Origin of the sequence: Wolbachia endosymbiont (group B) of Germaria angustata, from assembly GCF_964026725.1 — a bacterium.
Classification (GTDB): Bacteria; Pseudomonadota; Alphaproteobacteria; order Rickettsiales; family Anaplasmataceae; genus Wolbachia; species Wolbachia pipientis_C.
This window is the reverse complement of record NZ_OZ034691.1, coordinates 447,202-470,058: the sequence shown is the minus strand read 5'-3', so window position 1 is coordinate 470,058 and position 22,857 is coordinate 447,202. Positions and strand designations below refer to the sequence as shown.

14 protein-coding genes and 4 pseudogenes are annotated in these 22,857 nt (G+C 33.7%); 9 read left to right on the top strand and 9 right to left on the bottom strand.

Annotated features, from left to right (window positions below; all coding sequences use genetic code 11):
- Positions 1 to 525: a TIGR02281 family clan AA aspartic protease gene (locus AAGD63_RS02345; protein ID WP_341813683.1), complete on the top strand. Its 525-nt coding sequence runs from the start codon at positions 1 to 3 to the stop codon at positions 523 to 525.
- Positions 526 to 530: 5 nt separating this feature from the next.
- On the opposite strand, the gene secF is transcribed toward AAGD63_RS02345, so the two are convergent.
- Positions 531 to 1,406 (bottom strand): protein translocase subunit SecF, encoded by an 876-nt coding sequence (gene secF, locus AAGD63_RS02340; protein WP_264331122.1) that lies wholly within the window; start codon positions 1,404 to 1,406, stop codon positions 531 to 533.
- Positions 1,407 to 1,563: 157 nt separating this feature from the next.
- Positions 1,564 to 2,946 carry a chromosomal replication initiator protein DnaA gene (gene dnaA / locus AAGD63_RS02335; RefSeq protein WP_012481713.1) on the bottom strand — a complete coding sequence of 461 codons (1,383 nt, stop codon included), beginning with the start codon at positions 2,944 to 2,946 and terminating at the stop codon, positions 1,564 to 1,566.
- A 326-nt stretch (positions 2,947 to 3,272) separates the two neighbouring features.
- Here dnaA and AAGD63_RS02330 point away from each other — a divergent pair, with 326 nt between their 5' ends.
- Positions 3,273 to 4,010: a glutamine synthetase gene (locus tag AAGD63_RS02330; protein WP_341813682.1), complete on the top strand. Its 738-nt coding sequence runs from the start codon at positions 3,273 to 3,275 to the stop codon at positions 4,008 to 4,010.
- A 3-nt stretch (positions 4,011 to 4,013) separates the two neighbouring features.
- On the opposite strand, the pseudogene AAGD63_RS02325 reads toward AAGD63_RS02330, so the two are convergent.
- A pseudogene (locus AAGD63_RS02325) lies at positions 4,014 to 4,744 on the bottom strand (hypothetical protein).
- Positions 4,745 to 4,904: 160 nt separating this feature from the next.
- Here AAGD63_RS02325 and AAGD63_RS02320 point away from each other — a divergent pair.
- From AAGD63_RS02320 to ubiA, 5 genes and pseudogenes are all read left to right on the top strand, one after another.
- Positions 4,905 to 7,978, top strand: a pseudogene (locus tag AAGD63_RS02320) (efflux RND transporter permease subunit).
- 87 nt (positions 7,979 to 8,065) lie between these two features.
- Positions 8,066 to 9,619 carry a transcription termination factor NusA gene (gene nusA, locus AAGD63_RS02315; protein ID WP_341813681.1) on the top strand — a complete coding sequence of 518 codons (1,554 nt, stop codon included), beginning with the start codon at positions 8,066 to 8,068 and terminating at the stop codon, positions 9,617 to 9,619.
- 7 nt (positions 9,620 to 9,626) lie between these two features.
- Positions 9,627 to 11,948: a translation initiation factor IF-2 gene (gene infB, locus AAGD63_RS02310; protein ID WP_341813680.1), complete on the top strand. Its 2,322-nt coding sequence runs from the start codon at positions 9,627 to 9,629 to the stop codon at positions 11,946 to 11,948.
- Positions 11,949 to 11,957: 9 nt separating this feature from the next.
- On the top strand, positions 11,958 to 12,308 hold the full coding sequence (locus tag AAGD63_RS02305; RefSeq protein ID WP_006015187.1) for a ribosome-binding factor A: 351 nt from the start codon (positions 11,958 to 11,960) through the stop codon (positions 12,306 to 12,308).
- A gap of 3 nt (positions 12,309 to 12,311) precedes the next feature.
- On the top strand, positions 12,312 to 13,187 hold the full coding sequence (ubiA, locus tag AAGD63_RS02300; RefSeq protein ID WP_341813679.1) for a 4-hydroxybenzoate octaprenyltransferase: 876 nt from the start codon (positions 12,312 to 12,314) through the stop codon (positions 13,185 to 13,187).
- Positions 13,188 to 13,689: 502 nt separating this feature from the next.
- Here ubiA and AAGD63_RS02295 read toward each other — a convergent pair.
- From AAGD63_RS02295 to AAGD63_RS02280, 4 genes are all read right to left on the bottom strand, one after another.
- Complete coding sequence (locus tag AAGD63_RS02295; protein WP_341813678.1) at positions 13,690 to 14,931, bottom strand: ankyrin repeat domain-containing protein; 1,242 nt, start codon at positions 14,929 to 14,931, stop codon at positions 13,690 to 13,692.
- Positions 14,932 to 14,980: 49 nt separating this feature from the next.
- A complete protein-coding gene (ltrA, locus tag AAGD63_RS02290; RefSeq protein ID WP_341813156.1) occupies positions 14,981 to 16,228 on the bottom strand; it encodes a group II intron reverse transcriptase/maturase in 1,248 nt (415 codons plus the stop codon).
- Positions 16,229 to 16,271: 43 nt separating this feature from the next.
- Positions 16,272 to 16,421 (bottom strand): hypothetical protein, encoded by a 150-nt coding sequence (locus AAGD63_RS02285; protein ID WP_265024380.1) that lies wholly within the window; start codon positions 16,419 to 16,421, stop codon positions 16,272 to 16,274.
- A gap of 333 nt (positions 16,422 to 16,754) precedes the next feature.
- Positions 16,755 to 17,126 carry an ankyrin repeat domain-containing protein gene (locus AAGD63_RS02280; protein WP_341813677.1) on the bottom strand — a complete coding sequence of 124 codons (372 nt, stop codon included), beginning with the start codon at positions 17,124 to 17,126 and terminating at the stop codon, positions 16,755 to 16,757.
- Positions 17,127 to 17,374: 248 nt separating this feature from the next.
- Between AAGD63_RS02280 and AAGD63_RS02275 the strand changes: the two are divergent.
- Positions 17,375 to 17,454, top strand: a pseudogene (locus AAGD63_RS02275) (IS630 family transposase); the annotation flags it as partial.
- Between the two features lie 167 nt (positions 17,455 to 17,621).
- Here AAGD63_RS02275 and AAGD63_RS02270 read toward each other — a convergent pair.
- Both AAGD63_RS02270 and uvrA read right to left on the bottom strand, forming a co-directional pair.
- Positions 17,622 to 18,327 (bottom strand): annotated as a pseudogene (locus AAGD63_RS02270) (double zinc ribbon domain-containing protein).
- Between the two features lie 51 nt (positions 18,328 to 18,378).
- The gene (uvrA, locus tag AAGD63_RS02265; protein ID WP_341813676.1) at positions 18,379 to 21,192 is read right to left on the bottom strand and encodes an excinuclease ABC subunit UvrA; all 2,814 of its coding nucleotides are present in this window, start codon (positions 21,190 to 21,192) and stop codon (positions 18,379 to 18,381) included.
- A 325-nt stretch (positions 21,193 to 21,517) separates the two neighbouring features.
- Here uvrA and AAGD63_RS02260 point away from each other — a divergent pair, with 325 nt between their 5' ends.
- The gene (locus AAGD63_RS02260) at positions 21,518 to 22,849 is read left to right on the top strand and encodes an ankyrin repeat domain-containing protein (RefSeq protein WP_341813675.1); all 1,332 of its coding nucleotides are present in this window, start codon (positions 21,518 to 21,520) and stop codon (positions 22,847 to 22,849) included.
- Positions 22,850 to 22,857 lie beyond the last annotated feature (8 nt).

Sequence of the window (22,857 nt, the reverse complement as noted above, 5' to 3'; positions counted from 1 at the left end):
ATGGCTTCAAATTTTAATAATATGAATGCAGCAACAAATCTAGTTATTTGGCTACTGATAATAGTTATTACAGCAATGTTTATTGATTCACAAGGAGATAAACTAAGCAATAGGTTTCTGAGCACTTTTCTACCGTACAAAGGAAGGGTTCAAAATGGCAGAAGTATCGAATTTACAAAGTCATACGATGGACATTTTTATATTCAAGCTCAAGTCAATGATCGTAATATAACGTTTTTGCTTGATACCGGAGCAACTGATATTGTTCTATCGCAAAAAGATGCGTTACATGCTGGTATTAACTTACAAAACATTCAAGACTTTAAAATATATGAAACTGCAAAAGGTCAAATAAAAGCTGGAGTGGTTCAAATACCTCAAGTTAAAATAGGAAATTTTTTAATTAATGATGTGCACGCTAGTGTTAATACTCACTCTATGTCCCATTCATTACTTGGTATGAGCTTTTTGAGATATTTTTATTTCACTATTAGGGATAATAAGCTAATATTATATCGTAGTTAAACGTTCTATACTCTACTTATCAACGCTCTGCAGGTCAATATAGGAGCAGAGATAAATATTGCGGAACAGGTGCCAATTGCAATGCCAAAAGAAATGATTAAGCAGAAGTCTCTGACCACACCTGTACAAATCAGCACTAAAGGAAGAGCAGCAAGAAGAGTAGTACCTGAAGTTAACATAGTACGAAATAGTGTAGAATTAATGCTAGCATCAACTATTTCATCCATTTCTACATCTTTTCTATTTTTTTTATACTCTCGAATCCGATCGTATATAACCACTGAATTATTGATTGAATAGCCAATCACGGTAAGTAGAGCTGCAACTGATGAAATATTAAACTCAATACTCGTTAAGCTGATAAAGCCAAGAGTTAAAATCACATCATGGATCAGTGCCATTATTCCACCAAGTCCACACTGCCAGTTAAATCTAAGCCAAACATAAAAAAATATTCCAATAATTGCAATTAACATGGCTGATATCCCTTCAAATATCTGCGTTGAGCCTATTTGTGGACCAACATAATCTATTTTACGATAAGTTACTAAATTACCTAATTTGCTTTCTAATATACTTTTAACCTTTTTAATTTTATCTTCATCTCCCTCATCTTTAAACCGCACAACTAAGTTATTACCAGCTTTTGAACTCTGTATCGTAAATCCACTCTCTTTTAATATACCGAGAATAGCATCATCCTTGCTTGAAGATTTTATCTCTATCAAAATTCCACCTGTAAAGTCTATACCTAAATTCATTCCACGCAGCATAAAAGTAAGCATTGAAAAAATGATAAGAATAACGCTAACAAGTGCTGTCAAATTTCTATATTTACTAAATCTTATATCAAGATTATCTGGAATAAGTCTAATTGCCATATTTCCTACTTAAATTGTGATTTTATATACTTTTTAAGCAATCGACTAGCTATTTTCTCTTAGCTTATACTAATAATGATCTTTGATTTACTTAATCTACTTGAAAAAGATATTTGATCAAAAAAATGAAAACAGCCTGGTTGTCATTAATAAAGTGCTACTTAAACATCTTTTTTAATCGATTGATTTCATCAGCAAATTTTGGGTCAGTTCTTATGAAATTTTCCACTTGTTTGACTGCGTGTATAACAGTAGCATGATCTCTACCACCAAAATTTCTTCCAATATCTGGTAAACTTTTTTGCGTAAACTTCTTTGCGAAATACATAGCTATTTGTCTCGGCCTCGCAAGACTGCGGAGCCTTCTATTAGATTGCATATCTGCAATCTTTATATTGAAAAATTCAGCTATTTTTTTCTGTATTTCTTCTATTGTGATTGACCTATGATTTGACCTAAGAAGATCAATTAGGGTCTCACTAGCTGATTCTACTGTCATGCTTCTTCCAATTAAAGAGGTATGAGCAACCTTATTTAATGCTCCTTCTAGTTCTCTTATATTGGATTTTATATTCCTTGCCAAAAATTCTAGGACATCCTTTGGAACATACATATTCATTCGTTCCACTTTCGCCTGCAATATACCAAGTCTTAATTCAAAAGTTGTTTCATTAATATCTGCAACTAATCCCCAACCAAGTCGTGATTTTATTCTTTCTTCTACTCCATCAAGATCACTAGGAGACCTATCAGCTGATATAACCAATTGTTTATTTTGGTCTATCAATGCATTGAAAGTGTGAAAAAATTCTTCTTGTGTACTATCTTTACCACTGATAAATTGCACATCATCTACCATCAATACATCTACTGATCTAAATTGCTCTTTAAATAACATAATATCTTTGCTCCGCAGCGCCGTAATATATTGATACATAAATTTCTCTGCTGATAAATATACCACTTTTCTTTTTGCTGACGGAGAATTGACTATGTCCCAAGCTATAGCATGCATTAAATGTGTTTTACCAAGTCCCACTCCACCATATAGAAATAAAGGGTTGCTTCCTGATATTGGATCTATAGATTCCGCTACACGCTTTGCCGCTGTAAATGCTAACTCATTTGACTTTCCTACCACAAAATTATCAAAAGTGAATCTGGTATCTAGTGGTGAACCAAGATTATGATTATTTTCCTCTCTATTTTTTAGTATCGTATTAGAATTTGAATTTCTTTCTTCAATTAATTGAATATCAATAGAACATACACTTTGATCTTCGCTTTGCCATAATGACAATATTTTTTCCATGTAGTGAACTGTAATCCACTCCTTTATAAATCTTGTTGGTACAGACAACAAAACTTCTCCATTTCTGTTGCTGATAAATCTTAGTGAACTCAGCCAGCTGTTATATGTTGCTTCTCCATAGAGATTATGGAGATAATTTTGGATTTTTTCCCAAGTAACATTGTGGTCCGTTACTGTAATAATCTGATCAAAAAACATAGTAGAAACCTTAGGGTTAGTTAAGTTCATATACCACACCAAGAAAGAACAATAATCAGAAAGATGCAAGATAATCAATAGCTTACTGTAAGATAAAAAGCTAACACTACTTAATACATATCTAAAATTATGAGGATTTTTTGACGAGTTGTAAAGAGTATAAAAGCACTAAAATTGATCATTTTTTTGAAATAAAAACAATCAATTTGTAAATGTCGCTTGTACCGAGGATTAGAAGTATGTTATTAAAAAATAGTAATATATTATGTATAAATAAGATATTAAATTTACTGATAAATAAGTAAAGTACTTGTATAAATATAGCTGATTTAGTATAAATTTATTGAAGTAAATTTGTGATTATATTAAGTAATTTGAGTCATAATACTGTATTCGGTATTGAACTGGAGTTTTACACTGAGGGAATAAAAAAAGAATATTTATTTCTGAATAGCATCAAAAATAAAATAGCTTCTCTTGGATTTTTTTGTGAAAAAGAGAGTTCTTTAAACCAATATGAAATAAAAAGTGACTGTTATACGAGCTCTGATAATTTAATTATGCATTTTGAGTTGGCAAAACAATTACTGATTGGAACAGCACAAGAGTTCGATGGTAATGTTTCTTTTAAAGCAAAACCTTATTTGGATAGAGCAGGCAGCGCACTAAATGTACATGTTAGCCTCATGGATTCAAATAATAATAACTTATTTTATGGCAAGAAGCAAAAATATAGTGACTACCTGATTCACAGCATAGGTGGATTATGTGCAATGATGAAAAAACATATGTTGTTTTTTGCTCCAAATGATGATTCATATTTAAGATTTCAGTACCCAGATATTCATACTCCAACGACGATTAGTTGGGGAGTGAATAACAGAACTGCTGCAATAAGAATCCCCTATTTTGGCAACGATTCCAAAAGATGCCGCCTAGAGCACCGTGTTCCTGGAGCAGATTGTAACCTTGAAAAAGTACTCACAGCAATAATTGAAGGTATAGTTTTTGGTATAGAGAACAAAATTGCTCCGCCAAATAGAGTGTATGGCATTGCATCTGATCCTCAATATAAGATGGAGAGTTTGATATAGCAACTACCTGTTAAACCCTAACCCATTAAACTCCTTTGAGGTAATTAGCCATTCTATCACTTTTTCCTCACATCATTATTTACATTCCCATACCGTAATAGCAAGTCTGCAGCAGATAGTTTCTGCGTACTTTTAGACTTAGGCCCTATATTGGTAAGGTTGCTTGGTGGCTGCTCAGGAAGTGGATTACCAGATACATCCATGTGTTCAGGAAGAGATTTCATCTGATTCTTTATAGAGCTAGAGCTATTTTGTGTAAGAGTTTTATCATCTGGCATGCCAAGAATAATTTTCTCAGGCACTACCATAGTTTTTGTATAATCAACAGGATTGCTATTTTCAGCATCTATAGTCACATGAATTGGTTCGCCAAACGCATTTATAGGGCCACCAAGTGATCCTTTCTCCATGCGTTCTTGTGCTCTTTTCCTTATTATTTCTTCTTCTAACTCAGTTTCAGTTCTTTTTGGTTCTTTTACGGTATCTTTTTCTTCACCTTCATCAACACTGCTATACCCTTCATCTTCTGACATATCATCAGTTTTAACAGACTTAGCTCCTGCTTTATTAAGCAATGAAAGTAATGCGTAAGTAACTGCAGCAGCAGTAACTATAATGGCTATCTTTGCAGCAATGTGAATCACTGTTAAAAATACTAAAGTTGATGAAACACCAACCAACCCAGATACGATCACTTTATTCTTGCCTTCTGTCACACTTAAAACTGCTACCATAATAATCCCTCAAATACCATACTAAAGTCATATTATATAGAAATTTTCTTACGCTTGCAAAATTATAAAAATTTTAATTATTTACATAAAGCTATATAAGGATTAATTAATATATAATTTATCTTAGCTATAATATGATGTAAATACGTATATGTCCGGAATGAAAAGCTTAATTATAGAGAGGAATAGAACAGTAATATTATTGCTTATCGTGATTTTTACCTTCGGCTCATACACTTATATAAAAATGCCAAGAGAAAGCAATCCTGATATACAGATTCCTATAATTAGCGTATTTGTCGGGTTTCCTGGTATTTCTGTCGAGGATAGTGAAAAGTTATTAGTTATTCCAATAGAAAATGAACTAAGGTCCATTGAGGGCGTGAGAGAGCTAAAGGCACTTGCAACTAATGACGGTGCTCACATGATAATTAAGTTTGGTACAGAATATGATAACAAAGAAGTACTTGATAACGTCTGTTCAAAGCTTTTAAACATAAAATCAAAATTACCTATTGAAGCAGAATCTCCGATAATCAATGAAATAAACTTGAGCTTATTTCCGATACTAAACGTTGGCTTGATTGGTAATTTGCCGGAAAGAGCTTTAACTGAAATAGCACTCAAACTAAAGAAAGAAATAGAATCTCTGCCAAATGTTCTTAAAGTTGAAGTGGCAGGTATGCGTAAAGAAACAGTTGAAGTTATAATTGAGCCCACAGTTCTAACAAAATATAACATTCAATCAAATGAGATATTTCAAGCTATATCAAACAACAACAGATTGGTAGGAGCAGGATCACTAGAAAACGATACCGGTAAATATTCGATTAAAATATCAGGGTTATTAAAAGACATAGAAGATATTATGAATATTCCTATTAAATCTCAAAGTGATGCAGTTTTGAGAATCAAAGATATAGCAAAAGTATACCTTGAGTTTGAAGATCACCAAGGATTTGCTCGTATTAATGGACTACCTAGCATTGTACTAGAAATTTCAAAACGTAATGGAAAAAACATAATAGACACGGTAAATCAAGTAAAATACTTAATGGACAAAGCAAAAGATCAATTACCTGAAAATTTAAAAGTAGTTTATTTGAATGACCAGTCAAAAAATGTACGTGATGTGCTTGAAGACTTGGAAAATGGTATAATATTTGCCGTATTACTAATACTAACCATAATAATGCTCTTTATGGGAACAAGGGCTGCTATTCTTGTTGCACTATCAATACCTGGCTCCTTTCTCATAGGAATAATGGCTCTTTACCTAATGGGTATTACTCTAAATATAGTTGTGCTCTTCAGTCTAATTATGGCAGTTGGGATGCTGGTTGATGATGCAATTGTAATCAGCGAATATGCTGATAGAAAGATGATTTGTGGCATGGATAAAGTAGAAGCCTTTTGCACCTCAGTTCATGATATGTTCTATCCAGTTTTATCATCAACATTGACTAAATTAGCAGTGTTTTTCCCTCTGTTACTCTGGCCCGATACAGTCGGTAAATTTATGCAGTACATACCAATTACAATAATTCTAACTTTAACTGGATCGCTAATTATGGCTTTAGTTTTTATACCAACACTTGGTGCAATATTTGGTAAACCTTCAATAACTTCAAAAAAAGAAATAATAAGAATGAGTGCTATAGAAAGTGGTAAGGTAAAAAATACTGGGCTTATAATAAGAACTTATGTACGTATGTTAGAGAAAGTCTTAGATCACCCAAAAAAATTTGTATGTGTTGTTGTATTTGTTTTATTTTTGTCTAGTATATTATATTTTACTTTTGGTCCTGGATTAAAGTTCTTTCCGAATGTAGATTCAGATAACATTTTAATCAGCGTTAAAGTAAAAGAAAGCTTATCAGCCAAAGAACGAGATTTGATACTTAAGAAAGTAGAAGAACGTATTTTGGGTGTTGAAAAAGAAATTTATGTTTTTTATGCTCGGTCAGGAAAATTTTCAGACAACGTTATTGCCAAAATTCAATTGGAACTTGTAGATTGGCGCTGCAGGCGCAAAGCTCAGCAAATACTAAATGATATAAGGAGCAGTGTGCAAAACATAAAAGGAGTAATAATTGATGTACAGGAACAAAAGTCAGGACCATCAGCTGACAAGCCAATACAAATTAACTTAAGCGGAAGTGAATCCAACTTGAATTCAGTAGTAGAGAAAATCCTAAAAATTATGGACCAACCTTCATCTGGATTTATAAATATTCAAGATAGTAGATCAGCACCTGAAATAGAGTGGAATATGAGTATTGATAAGAGTAAGGCTACAAGCTCTGGAGTAAGTGTTGCAACCATCGGTGATTTTATAAAGATGGTTACAAATGGAGTATTAATTGGAAAATATAGACCAAATAACACAGATGAAGAAATTGATATTGTACTACGCTTTCCCAGAAAGAATCGCAACATGAAAACTATAGATAACCTTTTTATTAATACAGCAAATGGACCATATTCTATGAGTAGCATAGTGAAATACGTTCCCGAAAAAAAGGCAAATAAACTAAGTAGGATTGATGGATCACGCACAGTAACAATCTCTGCTGACGTTGATACTGGCTATCTTGTTGATGAAAGAGTTAAGTTCATTCAAAATTCGATTACTCAAGACTGTAGTAAAGGAGTAAAGATTGATTTCAAAGGTGACAAGGAAGATCAACAAAAATCAGGAGCATTTTTATTAAAGGCTTTTATATTAGCAATTACATTGATGATATTGGTGCTAGTGGCACAGTTTAACAACATATACTATACATTTATCGTAATGACAGCAGTGTTTTTATCAACAACATGTGTATTTTTCATTTTCTTTCTTATTCAGAAAGTTTTTGTAGTTGTCATGTGTGGAGTGGGGATAATTGCTTTAGCAGGAATTATAGTGAATAATAATATACTATTGCTTGATGCCTTTCATCAGCAAATTAAGGTGCGCAAAAATAACATTAAGCAATGTATAATAAACGCTTCAATTTCTCGCATCAGGCCAATACTACTTACCGTTGCAACTACAGTTCTTGGTTTAATACCGATGATTACTAGGTTAAATATCAGTTTTTTACGCTACAAATCACATATGATGCTCCATCAAGCCAGTGGTGGGTTGATATTTCAGCAACCATAGCAAGTGGAATATTGGCTGCAACGGTCTTAACTTTATTCTTTACTCCGGCATTGCTTATCATACAAAGACATGAAAAAACTTGACTTAAATTAGCAATCATTTAACATTTAAGATAGCGTTTTTTACCTGTTGAAGCTATAATTATAACTAATTAAATTGGATTTATTTATATGATTGCTAATCGTAAAAGCAGTGTTAAGCAGAAAAGCAACAAGAATAACATAGTTGGAAGCCTTGATGTAATAAAAACAGCGGGAGAGCTCTCACTTCAAAAAGGTTTGGATTTTAATATTATAATAAATGCACTTAAAAGTGCTATCGAAGCAGTAGCTCAACAAAAGTATGGTAGCAAAAGTAAAATTGTAGTTAATATAGATAAAAACACAGGCAAAGTTACCTCATATAGACAACTAAAAGTCATTAATGATGAATCAAATGAAAATGAGTGTGACTTAATTAAGTTGACACAAGCTAAGTTAATAAAAGAAGATGCAAAAGTTGGAGATACTATTAGTGAGTTGATTTCTCTTAACACTGATCTTGTTTCAGCAAGAATTGCCCAGCAAAAGATTTCTGAAATAATCAAAGATGAAGAGTTAAAAAAGCAATATGAGGAATTTAAAGATAAGGTAGGAGAAATGAGGTATGGCATCGTTAAACAAGTAGAATATTCAGATCTTATTATAGACATAAACGGAATTGGAGCATACCTCCCTTTACGAAACTTAATTGGTGGTGAGTCATTTCGTGAAGGCGATAAGGTTAAAGCTTACATACAGGCTGTTAAGCGCTCTGACGATGGACGTCAAATCATTCTTTCTAGGGCTCATGAAGGCTTTTTAGAGGCATTGTTCAATCAAGAAGTACCAGAAGTTGCTGACGGATTGATAACAATTAAGGGTATAGCTAGAGACGCTGGTTCAAGATCTAAAGTTGCTGTTTTTTCATCTGATAAGAATATCGATCCAGTAGGTGCTTGCGTTGGAGTTAAAGGAGATAGAATAAAAACTATTATACACGAATTAAACGGTGAAAAAATCGACGTCATACATTACTCATCAGATTTGGGTCAATTTGTTATTAAAGCCATTACTCCTGCAGAAGTATCAAAGGTCATTATTGACGAAAATGAAAATTGTATAGAGTTAATAGTTGCTGAAGATCAATTGAGTTTAGCTATAGGAAAAAAGGGTCAGAATGTAAGATTAGCTTCAGGGCTTGTTGGATGGAAAATTGAGATATTAAGCACTCAGCAAGAATCAGAAAGAAGAAATAAAGAATTTAGTCAATGTTCAGTTTTATTTGCTGAAGCTTTAAACTTAGAAGAGATTATGGGCCAATTATTGGTAACAGAAGGTTTTTCAAGTGTAGAAGATATATCTAACACTTCAATTAAGGAACTTGCTTCAATAGAGGGCTTCAATGAAGATATTGCAAATGAACTTCATAATAGAGCAAACAATTACCTGAAAGCAGAGAATGATAGAAAAATAGAAGAGCTAAAAAATTTAGGTATGGAAGACGATGTAATCAACTTAGCCTTATCAATAGATAATAAAATTGCTCTTAGTAAACATAATATTAAAACTTTAGAGGACATAGCAGATTTATCAAATTATGAGTTTTGTAGCATACTCTCTTCCTCAACTAATAATAAAGACAATCTAAAAGATACAGCAGATTTAATAATCATAGAAGCACGTAAAAAGCTTGGATTAATATAAAAACAATATGAATAATGAAGATATCAGTAATAAAAAATTAACCCTACAAGGCTTAAGCAAGCTTAAATTAGACATTAATTTAAACTCTTTAGATAGTCAAAGTACTGGTACTACAATAGTAAAAAAAAGAAGAAAAATTCATTCTGCAGAAGAATATAGTTTATTTGACGAGAGTAAATTAGGCTCTTTAACTGAAAAAGAACAAATTTCCCGCATTAATGCTGTACAGAATGCTACTTTGCTGAAAGAAAGGAATCAGAGAGAACAAGAAGAGAAAATAAAAAAAGAAGAAAGCAATCAAGAAGCTGAAGATAAAAATGAATCACACTCTTTACCTAAAGAAATAAATAAGGAAGTTTTAAGTAATACTAACTCAGTTGAACAAAAAGAAGATAGTATTGAATATGAGAACAATGATAAAAAGTCTTTTAAAGCTAGCAAAGATATATACTCTAAGCATTCTAAGCTAGTAATTACACAGGCAATAGATGAAAGAAATGAACACCTCCCTGTATTTAAGCAAAAATTTGGTATAAGAAGTAAACAATCAAAGTTTACTAAGGGTAAAAATATAGCAAGAGAAGTTATTATACCAGACAAAATAACTATCAGGGAATTATCTATTCGTATGGCAGAAGATAGCAAAAGTGTGTTAAAAATGTTTAAAGAAGAAGTTGGTGAGAATTATAGAGTAGATGATACAGTAGATCCAGATATAGCATGTGAAATAGCAAAAAAATTTAATCATACGGCTAAACGAGTAAGTGATGCTGATAAAGAAAAGAATTTACTCTTCATAAGCAACAGAGAAAACTTACCTAAAAGACTCAAACCACCTATCGTTACTTTTATGGGACATGTCGATCATGGTAAAACATCATTACTCGATGCATTTCGTGAATCCAATGTTGCAGAAAGAGAGTCAGGTGGCATCACTCAACACATAGGTGCTTATCAATTAACGACAAAAAATAAGCAAAAAATTACCTTCATTGATACACCAGGGCATGAAGCGTTTACTGCGATGCGTGCACGTGGTGCCAATATTACTAATATAGTTGTGATAGTAGTTGCAGCTGATGATGGAATCATGAAACAAACAATTGAAGCAATAAACCATGCAAAAGCAGCAAATGTCTCTATTATAGTTGCCATTAATAAAATTGATAAATCACAACCTGGCGATGTAGAAAGAATAATTAATAGTTTGCCTCAGTATGACCTCATCCCCGAAGAACTTGGTGGTGATGTTATAATTGTTCCAGTATCAGCAAAAAAGAAAATCAACTTAGATAAACTAGAAGAGGCAATTTTATTAATTGCTGAATTAATGACGCTAGAAGGAATAGAGGATTGTCGAGCACTTGGATGGGTAATAGAGTCCAAAATAGATAAAGCTAAAGGAATATCAGCTACATTAATAGTTGAAGAAGGGACATTAAAGATTGGTGACATATTGGTAGTTGGTACAACATACAGCAAAGTACGCAGTATGGTTAATCACCTTGGTCAAAGAGAAAAAGCGGCACTACCTTCTACTCCAGTTGAAGTTACTGGTTTAAATGGTGTACCAAATGCTGGAGATAAATTTGTTGTTGTAAACTCTGAAAGGCAGGCTCGTGAAATTGTTAAATACAGGTTAGAATTAATCAAGAAAAAGCAAGAAGATTTAGACGACAGTAATTTAGATATATTCAGTCGTAATGATAGTGAAACAGAAGAACTATCTGTAGTTTTAAAGTGCGATGTCACTGGTTCTATTGAAGCAATATCAAGTTCAATTGATAAGCTTGGTAAAGACCAAGTAAAATTAAATATTCTACACAAAGCAGTAGGAGGAGTAACAGATTCAGATGTGCTGCTTGCAGAAGCATCAAGCGCAGTAATTTTAGCTTTTAATGTAAAAGTGGATTCAAAAATAAGAGAATTAGCAAAACAAAAAGGTATAGAAATACATACTTACAATATAATATATGAGCTTATTGAAGACATGAGGATGTATCTAACTAAAATGTTAAAGCCTGTTACACGAGAGGTTCGTGTTGGTTCTGCATCTGTAAGGCAAATATTTAATTCATCCAAAGCCGGTAATATCATCGGATGTTATGTCACTGATGGAGTTATAAAAAAAGATTCCCTAATTAAGGTAGTACGTGGCAGTAAATTGGTGCATGAAGGAAAGTTAAAAGCACTACGTAGATTTAAAGATGACGTTAAAGAAGTAGGTGTAAACTTTGAATGCGGAATATCGCTAGAGGGTAATATCGATATTAAAGTTGGAGACATTTTGGAAGCTTATCAATTAGTGCAAGAAGAAAGGACGTTATAGTAGTTGAATATGAAAAAGGAAATTAGAAACCTCAAAGTAGCATCGGTATTACACAGGGCAATATCAAAAGTCTTAATGGAAGGTAATGTTCTTAATGAAAAAGTAGTAGTATCTGATGTAAAGCTAAGCAAAGATTTGAAGAAAGCAGATGTATATATTGTGTTATCTTCATTAAACATCCAAAATGATAATGATGATATCAGCACTGTTGTTAATGAAATGAACCAATCTGCATGGTCAATACGTAAATCTATATTATGTTATGTTGATTTGCGATTTATACCTGAGTTAGTTTTTAAGCCTGATTTAGCATTCGATAATTTTGTCAATGTAAGCAAAATATTACATAATCACACTTAATTAATGTATTTCAACCATTATTTCTCATTAATGAGAATACACAGTTTAACAGGTTTATGGCTTGTGCTATTTTCTAGCTTAAGCGGCATTCTTTTAGCCTCAACTTCTCTATCGTATCAAGCTCTTTTTCTCCTTGTTTTGTTTACTATAGGTGCATTTTTAATGAGACCCGCAGGGTGCATAATCAATGATATCTTCGATAGAGAAATAGATGCACATGTTGAACGAACAAAATACAGACCACTTGCAAGTGGTGCATTAAACATAAAGCAGGCTTTGGCTTTACTTTCACTGTTACTGTCTATTGCCCTATTAATCTTATTATTAACCAATAAAACTACTCTTATACTTGGAATAATTTCAATGTGCATGATAGTTATCTACCCCTTGCTAAAGCGTTATGTTTGGTGGCCACAATTGTTTTTAGGGTTTACTTTCAACATGGGATCACTCATGGGTTCAGCAGCAATAACAAACCAGATTAGCATAGAATCCTTGCTATTTTATATAGGATGCGTCTTTTGGACGCTTAGTTATGATACTATATACGCTCATCAAGATAAAAAAGATGATGAGAAATTAGGAATGAAATCTACTGCATTATACTTTGGCAATACAACAAAATCTTGGTTGAAAAGATTTTATTTAATATCCTTAATGGCATGGTTGTACGCTGGTATACTATCATCATTAAATAACATCTTTTATATTGCTTTACTTACCATAGGATTCATATTTCACCACCAACACAAAAATTTCAATCCAGACGATTCTAATCAATGCATGTCCATATTTAAAAATAATTCCCAGATAGGACTCCTGCTCTTTTTCGGTATCCTTTTAGATAGAATTGTAAATTCTACTTTTGTATCCGTTTAGATGCATGGCCAATGTGTAAATATCGAAGCAAAAATGGTGTCATTCCAGTGTCAAGTACTGGGATGACAGAGAAAGTATCATATTGGGATGACACCATTTATTTCTATGTCTGTCTTTTCTATCTTATTTTGTCACCCTGCTGAACGGATTCTACTTTTTAGAACATATCTTGAAAGGAAATCAGGAAGATAATATGATAGGATCAGTAAAAAATATATCCAGGTGATGTAAGTGACAAAGAATGGAAATTTTTGGAGCTAAGAGTTGCACAAGGTGTGGCCAAGAAAGCACAAAATCAGAACAATTATTAATGCTATACGATACATAATGAGAGGTATTTGTCAGTAGAGCAAAAGATTTTCCTCTATGGAAGACAGTGTATGATTGTGGCGTAATAGTCACACATTGCTTGAATGCATACAAAATAAAGGCTGGTGTGCTCATTGATGTTATAAGATCAAATTACCAACCTTTTACTAGATGAAATCAAAAAGCTAAGGAATTAAGCCTTACCTTGATTTATTAAACCTCTATCCTGAATTAAATGACCTTGAACAGAAGTATTACTTAAATAACTTTGAGGCTCTAAGTTTATTTGCTGTTCTTCAACTTCTAATGTACTATCTCTATTGTGTAATATCTGCTCTATTGATTGATTTACTATTAAATCTAGTTCCTTATTAAATACAACCATAAATTTGTTAAACTTCTTTGGACTTAACTTACCTGTTTCTCTATCGTGGCATGCTTGCTCTACATATGAGTTTAAAAATCCTGAAATCTCATTAAACTTACCACCCGTGATTTTTGCAGTAACCTCTTTCTGCATTTCTACACAATCAATATTTAACCGATGCATTGATATCCCACTTTTTAATGCAGCTTGCTCTACTACTTTCTCAAATTCCTCTATAATATTTAATGCATAGCCCTGTGCTTCTAATGGTGATATAGACTGAACTACTGTGTAAATATACTTCTGACCTGTGATTTTCCTTATAAATACATCTAATAAAAGAAGTACACCGTTGTTATCAATACCTTGAACTGTAATAGCTTTAGAAGGTTCCATACTTATAGCTGCCTTAAAAGGAGAAGAAACAAACTGAAAAATACCTTTAATAGTATCTACCGTAGTGTAAGAAAAAATATTGATAAATGAAGATGGCTTACTTGTTCCGCTTGTAACTCCTATTTTATTAGGACCTATCTTATCATTTTGCAACGAATTTTCATCTTCTTGTGCAATACTGCGGCGATTATGGACACGTGTTGATAGGGAGCTTCTTTCTTCTTGTAAGTTAAGATGTTGGGTGATTTCTTCATTTCTTCTTATTCTTTCTTCTAGAAGGTTTCGTATTTCCAAGCTGTTTTCTTCATTAAGCGTATTTGCCACGGCTAAAGCTCCTCTAGCATCAACACCATTCTCTCCATCAAGAATGAGCTTAACTATATTTAAATTGCCATCAGCAGCTGCAAAGTGCAAAGATGTCCAACCATCTTTATTTTTAGCATTAACGTCAGCATGTTTACTTATAAGAAATTCAGCTACTTCTAAATGACTACTTTTAACAGCCCAATGCAAAGGAGTATCGCCATTATTGTTCTTAGCATTAATATCAGCTCCTTTCTCTATAAGCTCTTCTACTATACTTAACCTACCATAACTTGCAGCCCAGTGTAAAGGGATATTACCATATTTGTTTCTTGCATTAAGGAGAGTAGACCAGTGGAACTTCCCCACCAGTCTCTCGCAAAACTGTACGTAAACCTCTTGATTTATACAGCTTCCATTATTCAGCCTTTTGGCCTAACCCTAGTGTCCAGTGATAGAAAATATCCGGAGACCTCTTTCTCACCTTTCCTAGAAATTGTCTTGCTAGTCTTCCGTGACTCCTGAGTCTCTTATATTTCCTTTTCACCCACTTTTCTAGATGCCGCTCTATATTCTTTAGAGATTTGTATACTTCAGTTCTGTAAAATTTGCCATAGTACTGATACCAGCCTCTGACTATTGGATTTACTTTTCCTGACATCTCCTCTAATGTTATATGCGTATTTCGTAGCATTTTCCATGACCTTATGGTTGTAGTAATCTTTTTCTTGGCCTTGTTGCTAATTGCTGGGAGAAATGAGACAAAATATTTCCCTATTTTATTTCTTGCTAACCTGGGTCTGAATGTGTAACCCAGAAAATCAAAACTTTGTTTAGGAAATCCACCACTCCTATTGTCATCCTTACAGTACACTATCTGTGTCTTTTCAGGATGTAATTTCAACTTATACTCAGCCAATCTTTCTTCGATCATTACTTTCACAAACTCTGCCTGTTTCTCTGTTCTGCAGTGTACTATCGCATCATCCACATACCTCTCAAATGGTACCGTCGGGTAGTTCTTTTTCATCCATATATCAAACACATGATGCATGAATATATTAGAGATGATTGGGCTAATTGAACCTCCTTGCGGAACTCCTTTATCCCTAACTACCTTACTGCCATCTGCTTGCTGAATGGGGGCTTTCATCCACCTCTCAACATACAGTATGACCCATTTGCAGTCTGTGTGCTTTTTGATAGCTTGCAATGCCAAGCCGTGGTCCAAATTGTCGAAAAATCCAGATATATCAAGATCTATCGTCCAATCGTACCTCCAGCATCTTTTACGAGCTGTATCTACCGCATCCAGTGCAGACTTATTTGGTCTATAACCATATGAATCCTCATGAAATTTTGGTTCTACCAGCGGCTCTAGATACATAGCAGCAGCCGTTTGCCCTATCCTGTCGAATACTGAAGGAACACATAAAATTCTTTGCCCTCCTGTATCTTTTGGTATCACAACAGCTTTTACCGGCTCTGGAAAATAACTTCCGGATGACATCCTATTCCATAGTTTGTACAGATTATCTTTTAGATTTTCTTCAACCTTTGTTATCGAAACCTCATCCACACCAGCAGCACCTTTATTTTTCGATACTTGTTTATAAGCTCTCCAAATAAGTTGCTTTGATATATCAAAAGACTTTGTTTTACTCATTAACTCCTCCCTTTCGGTTGATAAATCATTAAAACTAAATAACTCAGCCCCTTCTCTCGATTTCCATTACAGAAACTTCTTCACTACTACGAGCTGATCCGCCCCTGTTTTTCGCATCGGTACTCTCATCCTTAGAGTTTAGCTCCTTGGATTTCTCCCTTATCATCGAAACGACAGGTTCCCGTAGTTCCACACAATAGCCTGAAATGGATTCATGCCACCTTTATGCCGGACGCCATCTATCCAGTAAACAAGCTCCCGATAGATTTATCCCAGGTTACAAACGACCCCCTGGTTTTGACGTCATTTAAAAGGTTTCGACACTTCATCAGTGGTTCACTTTCGTTCATCTCTCTATTCCTTACATGACATATAATTATGCCTTTTCCATAACGCTCACTACCTTACCAAAGCAGCTTATGGTTGTTTGAAGCCTGCTCTTGTAAACCGGCTCCGAGGGACCTACCCTCATCTACTGTGCAGCTTTTGCACTTAGTTTGCTCTTACTTGAACATTCTTTGTATCTCTACGGCACACCATTCGCTCCTTTTTTTAGTAGAGCATTTACTACACCTACACATCTACTATAAACGGCATGATGCAAAGCAGTCTCTCTATTTTCATCTTCTACATGAACATCCGCATGCCTATCTAATAAAACATTCACTAAATCCTTACAGCCAGCTGCTGCAGCTGCAATTAATAATGTAAATTCGGCATCAGGATCACTTTGGATGAATGTATGATTTATACTAAAATTTTTATTTTCCCACTCTTGATACGCTATTGTATCTTCCCTTCGCAATACCTCTTTTATTTTATTAATTACGTTATCTTTATTTACACTTGCATCTTTATCAATTGCACTTAATATTTTTTTTAGATTTTCAAAATTCATCTTTACCTCCTATAACTTTACGATGCAGTTACTACACAATTACAAACAAAAGTAAACACATTTTTAGGAATTATTTAGAAAAAGAAACCATTGAAAAAGTCAGTAATTTACAATAAATAACTGATACATTTAATTGGAAGAAATATGTGATGTAACTATAGCCATTATAAACAACAACAGAAAAAACACGGAAGTAAAAAATTTATGTTGACTGTACAATATCGATTTCTAATATAATCCAGAGATAAAAAAATGTCGGTGCTGAAGTTATATATCTGCCTCCATATTCTCCTGATTTTAATCAAACCATTGGTTTGCTATAAAAAATTGAGCCAGAAAGAATATCCACCTGTTCGAACTATTAGAAAAAGAGCTATAATTATAGACTCAGTATACACTATAACTAGACTTTTTTTTTAAGAGGAATGATATAGAAGTTATTACTAAGACACTAAACAGTTTTCAAAAATGAAAATTATACCTTAAAACTGATTTTCATATAGTTCTTGCAAGCGATAACACTCTCACTTCTCTTGCACCAGAGTTTAAAATTTCCTGAGAGCAAGACCTTGCAGTTGCACCAGTTGTTACTACATCATCAACCAATATCACGATTTTGTTTTTGATAATTTCGCTGTTGCTTATTTTAAAAGCCTTTCTCAAATTTTTTTTCACGCCTTTTAAGTGAAAGACCAGCTTGAGGTACAGTGTGACGAATACGTTTTATTGCAAATGGTGTATAAGATAAATGAGATAACTTACTTAATTCCTTCGCGAGCAATGCTACTTGATTATATTTACGTTTAAATAAGCGTATTTTATGTAGCGGTATGGGAATTATGACCTCTGCATTTTGAAACATGTCTTTGTTAGCTTTGTACATCCACTTTGCATAGACTTTCATGTAGTTTAAGTTATCAAAAAATTTAAAATTTACAATCATATTTTTGCTATGTTCATCGTAGGCAAAAACTGATCTTAATACTTTAAATGGCGGAGGATTACTGATGCATTTGCCGCATGTATAAAAACTATCTGGAATTACTACACCACAAACATTACAGTAATGCTTAGTTAAAAAATTGATTTTTTTATTGCATTCACTACATAAATCATAACTTTTATCAATTATACGTTCACAACTTACGCATACGTTTGGAAATATGAGATCTGTAGCTTTTTTTAATAAGAGAAGATTCATGAATTAAATATGTTAGGTATACCTTTTAAAATGCTCCTCATAACCTAATTATTAAGAAATAGTCGATACTTGATCCAATAAATATGTTTTAAGATACTTGCCTGTAACGCTTTTTGGAGTCTGTACAACTTTTTCTGGAGTTCCTACAGCAACCACTTCGCCACCTTTTACTCCACCCTCTGGACCAATATCTATTATGTAATCAGCAGTTTTTATAACATGTAAATTGTGCTCAATAACTATAACAGTATTTCCTAAATCAACTAGCCTATGGAGTATTTTCAGTAAATTATTTACATCTTCAAAATGTAACCCAGTTGTTGGCTCATCGAGAATATACAATGTTTTCCCGGTAAATCGCTTTGATAGTTCCTTAGACAGCTTTATTCGTTGTGCTTCACCCCCGGACAACGTTGTTGACGACTGTCCAAGCGTTATATAGCCAAGCCCTACTTCCTGTAAAGAAATCAACTTTTCCCTTATCATTGGAAGATTTTCAAAAAAGTCACATGCTTGATCTATTGTCATATCAAGCACATCAGAAATTGATTTTCCCTTGTAAGTAACTTCCAATGTTTCTCGGTTATACCTCTGTCCTCTACATTGCTCACATTTCACATAAACGTCCGGTAGGAAATGCATCTCGATCTTTAAATGCCCATCACCTTTACAAGCTTCACATCTTCCTCCCTTGGTATTAAATGAAAATCGGCCTATATTGTAACCTCGTGCCTTCGACTCTGGGAGACCTGCAAACCAATTTCTGATGTGAGTAAACATACCAACATATGTTGCTGGATTTGATGCTGGAGTCCTACCAATTGGTGACTGATCAACTTCTATAATTTTATCTATATACTCAAGGCCTTCTATTTTATCGCATTTACCATGCTTTGCAGATGAATGATTTATCTTCTGTGCTGAGTATTTATATAGTGTTTCTATTACTAAACTTGATTTTCCTCCTCCTGATATTCCAGTAACACAAATAAAATTCCCTATAGGAAATTCAACATTTATATTTTTTAAGTTATTCTCACATGCGTTAACTACCTTTATGAACTGAGTTGTTTGCTTTCTTCTTTTTGAAATTGAAATTTCCTTCTTTCCACTTAAATACTGTCCTGTTATGCTCTCTAAATTTTTTTGTACCTGATCTGGTGTTCCTTCTGCAACGATTTTTCCTCCATTCACGCCAGCTCCAGGACCAATATCAATCACATAATCAGCAGCCATTATTGTGTCTTCATCATGTTCAACAACAATCACAGTATTACCCATGTCTCTCAGATTTTTAAGTGTGGCAATTAATCGATCATTATCACATTGATGAAGGCCAATTGAGGGTTCGTCAAGCACGTATAGCACTCCTGTTAAACCAGAGCCAATTTGCGAAGCAAGCCTGATCCTCTGGCTTTCACCACCAGAGAGAGTGCTAGATTCACGGTCAAGTGTAAGGTAATTTAGCCCTACATTCTTTAAAAATGTCAGCCTTTTGATTATTTCGTTTAATATTTTATTTGAAATTTGCCTTTGTTGTTCTGTAAGTCTGTCTGATAAATTTCCAAACCACTTAAGGGATTCATCGATGCTGAGCCTTGATATTTCACCTATATGTTTTTCGTCAATTTTCACTGTAAGTGCTTCTTTTCTCAATCTATAGCCAGTACATTCTTTGCAGTCAGTAACAGAACAATACCTATCAATAAGTGATGCATCGTAATCCATCTGGCGTTCTAGGATACTGACCAAACCTTGAAATTTCATTTCTCTAGAGCCAAAAAGTATTAAATCCTTCACTTTTTGGTCTATATTCTTCCACGGAACATCAAGGCTAAATTTGCAATTTTCAGCCAGTGATAGAATTGCATTTTTTAGCAATCCATAGTTTGTATGCACTTGACGGAATATTGATCCAATTGGCTTTAAAGCACCTTCAGATATCGAGAGCGTTTCATCTGGCACTATTAGCTTTGCATCAACACTTAGTTTTTTACCGAGCCCATTGCATGAACTGCATGCACCGTAGGGGCTGTTAAAAGAAAACAATCTTGGCTCTATTTCTTCAAGAGTAAAGCCAGACTCAGGACATGCAAAATTCTCTGAGAAAGTTAAAGTTTGACCATTTTTATACTCGGAATTGTGGTTATCAGGTAAGTTCACTATTTCTGCATACATTAAGCCATGGCCCAGCCTTAATGCTGATTCTACACTGCTTGGTAGTCGATTTCCTATATCATCTGATATGGAGATTCTATCTGCAATAACAAAAATATCATGTTTCTTGTTTTTATCGAGTTTAGGCAAGTCATCTATATTGTATGTTTCACCATCTATTTTTAGTCTCACGTAACCCTGCTTTTTAATTTCCAATATCTCTTTGAAGTGCTCTCCTTTTCTGCCACGCACAATAGGAGCAAGTATATATATTTTAGTTTCTAAAGGTAATGCTATAATAGTATCTACAATTTGAGATACAGCCTGTTTCGTTATTGGCAACCCAGTTACAGGCGAATAAGGTATTCCCACTCGTGCATATATTAAGCGTAGATAGTCATAAATTTCAGTAACAGTTCCAACGGTTGATCTTGGATTTTTTGAGATCGATTTTTGGTTAATTGATATTGCAGGAGAGAGGCCTGTGATTGACTCAACATCTGGTTTATCTTGAATATTAAGAAATTGACGTGCATAAGCCGATAGACTTTCGACGTATCGGCGTTGGCCTTCTGCATAAATCGTATCGAATGCGAGGCTAGACTTACCAGAACCACTTAGCCCAGTTATAATAACTAACTTATTTTTTGGTATATTGACATCAATACCCTGCAAATTATGCTCTCTTGCACCTTTAACTCTGATCATACTTCATATACCTTTGACCATTACAGCCTAAAAATACATAAACTTACAACAACTTGCTACTAATTTTTTTAACTATTACGGAAAACGAGATAGCACAACTAGTGCAAAACATTTTGCCACACAACTATATAAACATCTGTTTTCGCCAAGTTAGTTCGTACAACAAATGGTGTCATAAAAGTATGTTTTCTACAATCTCATCAAAAACATGCTTACCAATTTTTGGAAACAGCAAATTTTATTTTATATAAAATATAGAATTTTGATAAATTTAACTTTTTTGTGAGATTATGCAGCGATAAAAATAAATTTAGAGGGAAAGGTTATGGCAATAGAGAAGCAGAAGTTTTTTGAAATAATAAATGAGGTAGGTGAAAGTGGAGGTTTGGATGAAGATAATTTACTTGAAAGAATAAAGAATGAGTTAAAAGGAAAAGATGAAGGAGAGTACAACAAGTTTAGTAAAAATTTTAGTAAAAAACATCAATTTAGTATAAAAATTTCAGAAGAAGCTGCGGAAGATTGGACGTTGTTACATCTTGCTACAGCATGCAACACTATGTTAATAGTGGAACTTCTACTAAAAAAGAAAGCAAGTGTTAGCGCTCGAGTAAAAGATGGTTCTAAAAATGATGGACTAACTGCTTTGCATATTGCTGCTTCTTGTGGACATAAAGACATGGTAAAACGGTTACTAAACGATAATCGAGTTGATCCTTCATTAAAAAGCAAAAATAAGACTCCAAGAGAGGTGGTAGGTAATACAGAAAATAAGGAAGCGATATTACAAATGTTAGAGGAAGCAGAAGAAAATTTTTATGCAAAGCATAAGAAAAAAACTGATATATCAGCAGATGTTATAAATTCTGTGAAACAATACAATACCATACGTAGTAGTGAACAGGCTCCCATTACGTGTGGAAGTAGTGACAATATAGTAAGTGAGCAATACTTACATGCTGGTGTTAAGAATATTGTAGAAAAATTTGAGTCACTGCAAAGAGGAAGTGTTACATGTAGTGGTAAACAGACTCCTATTGGTAAAAGCGTTAGTAGTGACGACAGCGGTCTAGAGTCTGAGGCTACATTTGATACTTCTTTCTGCTCCGAAATAAATCACGACGGGACAGCTAATGAAGTTGATGACCAAATTTTAGAAAGTCTGCAACCTCAAATTCAGCTGCAAGATAGACAAATTCGGAAGTTAGAAAAGCCAGGTCAAGAATTAAAACATGTTGAGAAAGAACTAGAAAAGTTAAAGAGTGACTTAGCTGGACATGAGACTCGGTTAGAAATACTTGATAAACTCAGTGAAGAGAATCAATCACTAAAACAACAAATACAAGATCTAAAAAGTAAAAATACAACACTTAATAGTGAATTAAGCAAAACCAAAGCAAATAAAGTATTACTAGAAAAAACAGAAAAAAGACAACTGTCTTTCTTAAAAATTGCTTCTGTAAACTTTGCAATCATGTTGACAGTAGGTGTTGCCTTTAGTATAGCCTTCCAATTACCAATTCTATTGATGATTGCAACTTCTGTGATGTCTTCATTGATAGTCGGTGGAGTTACATACGCACTATCACCGCAACCTACTGAATTAAAAGAAGTAAGTATTCAATGCTCAATGCAACATGATGCTTGTAAAACTTAACTTGTGCG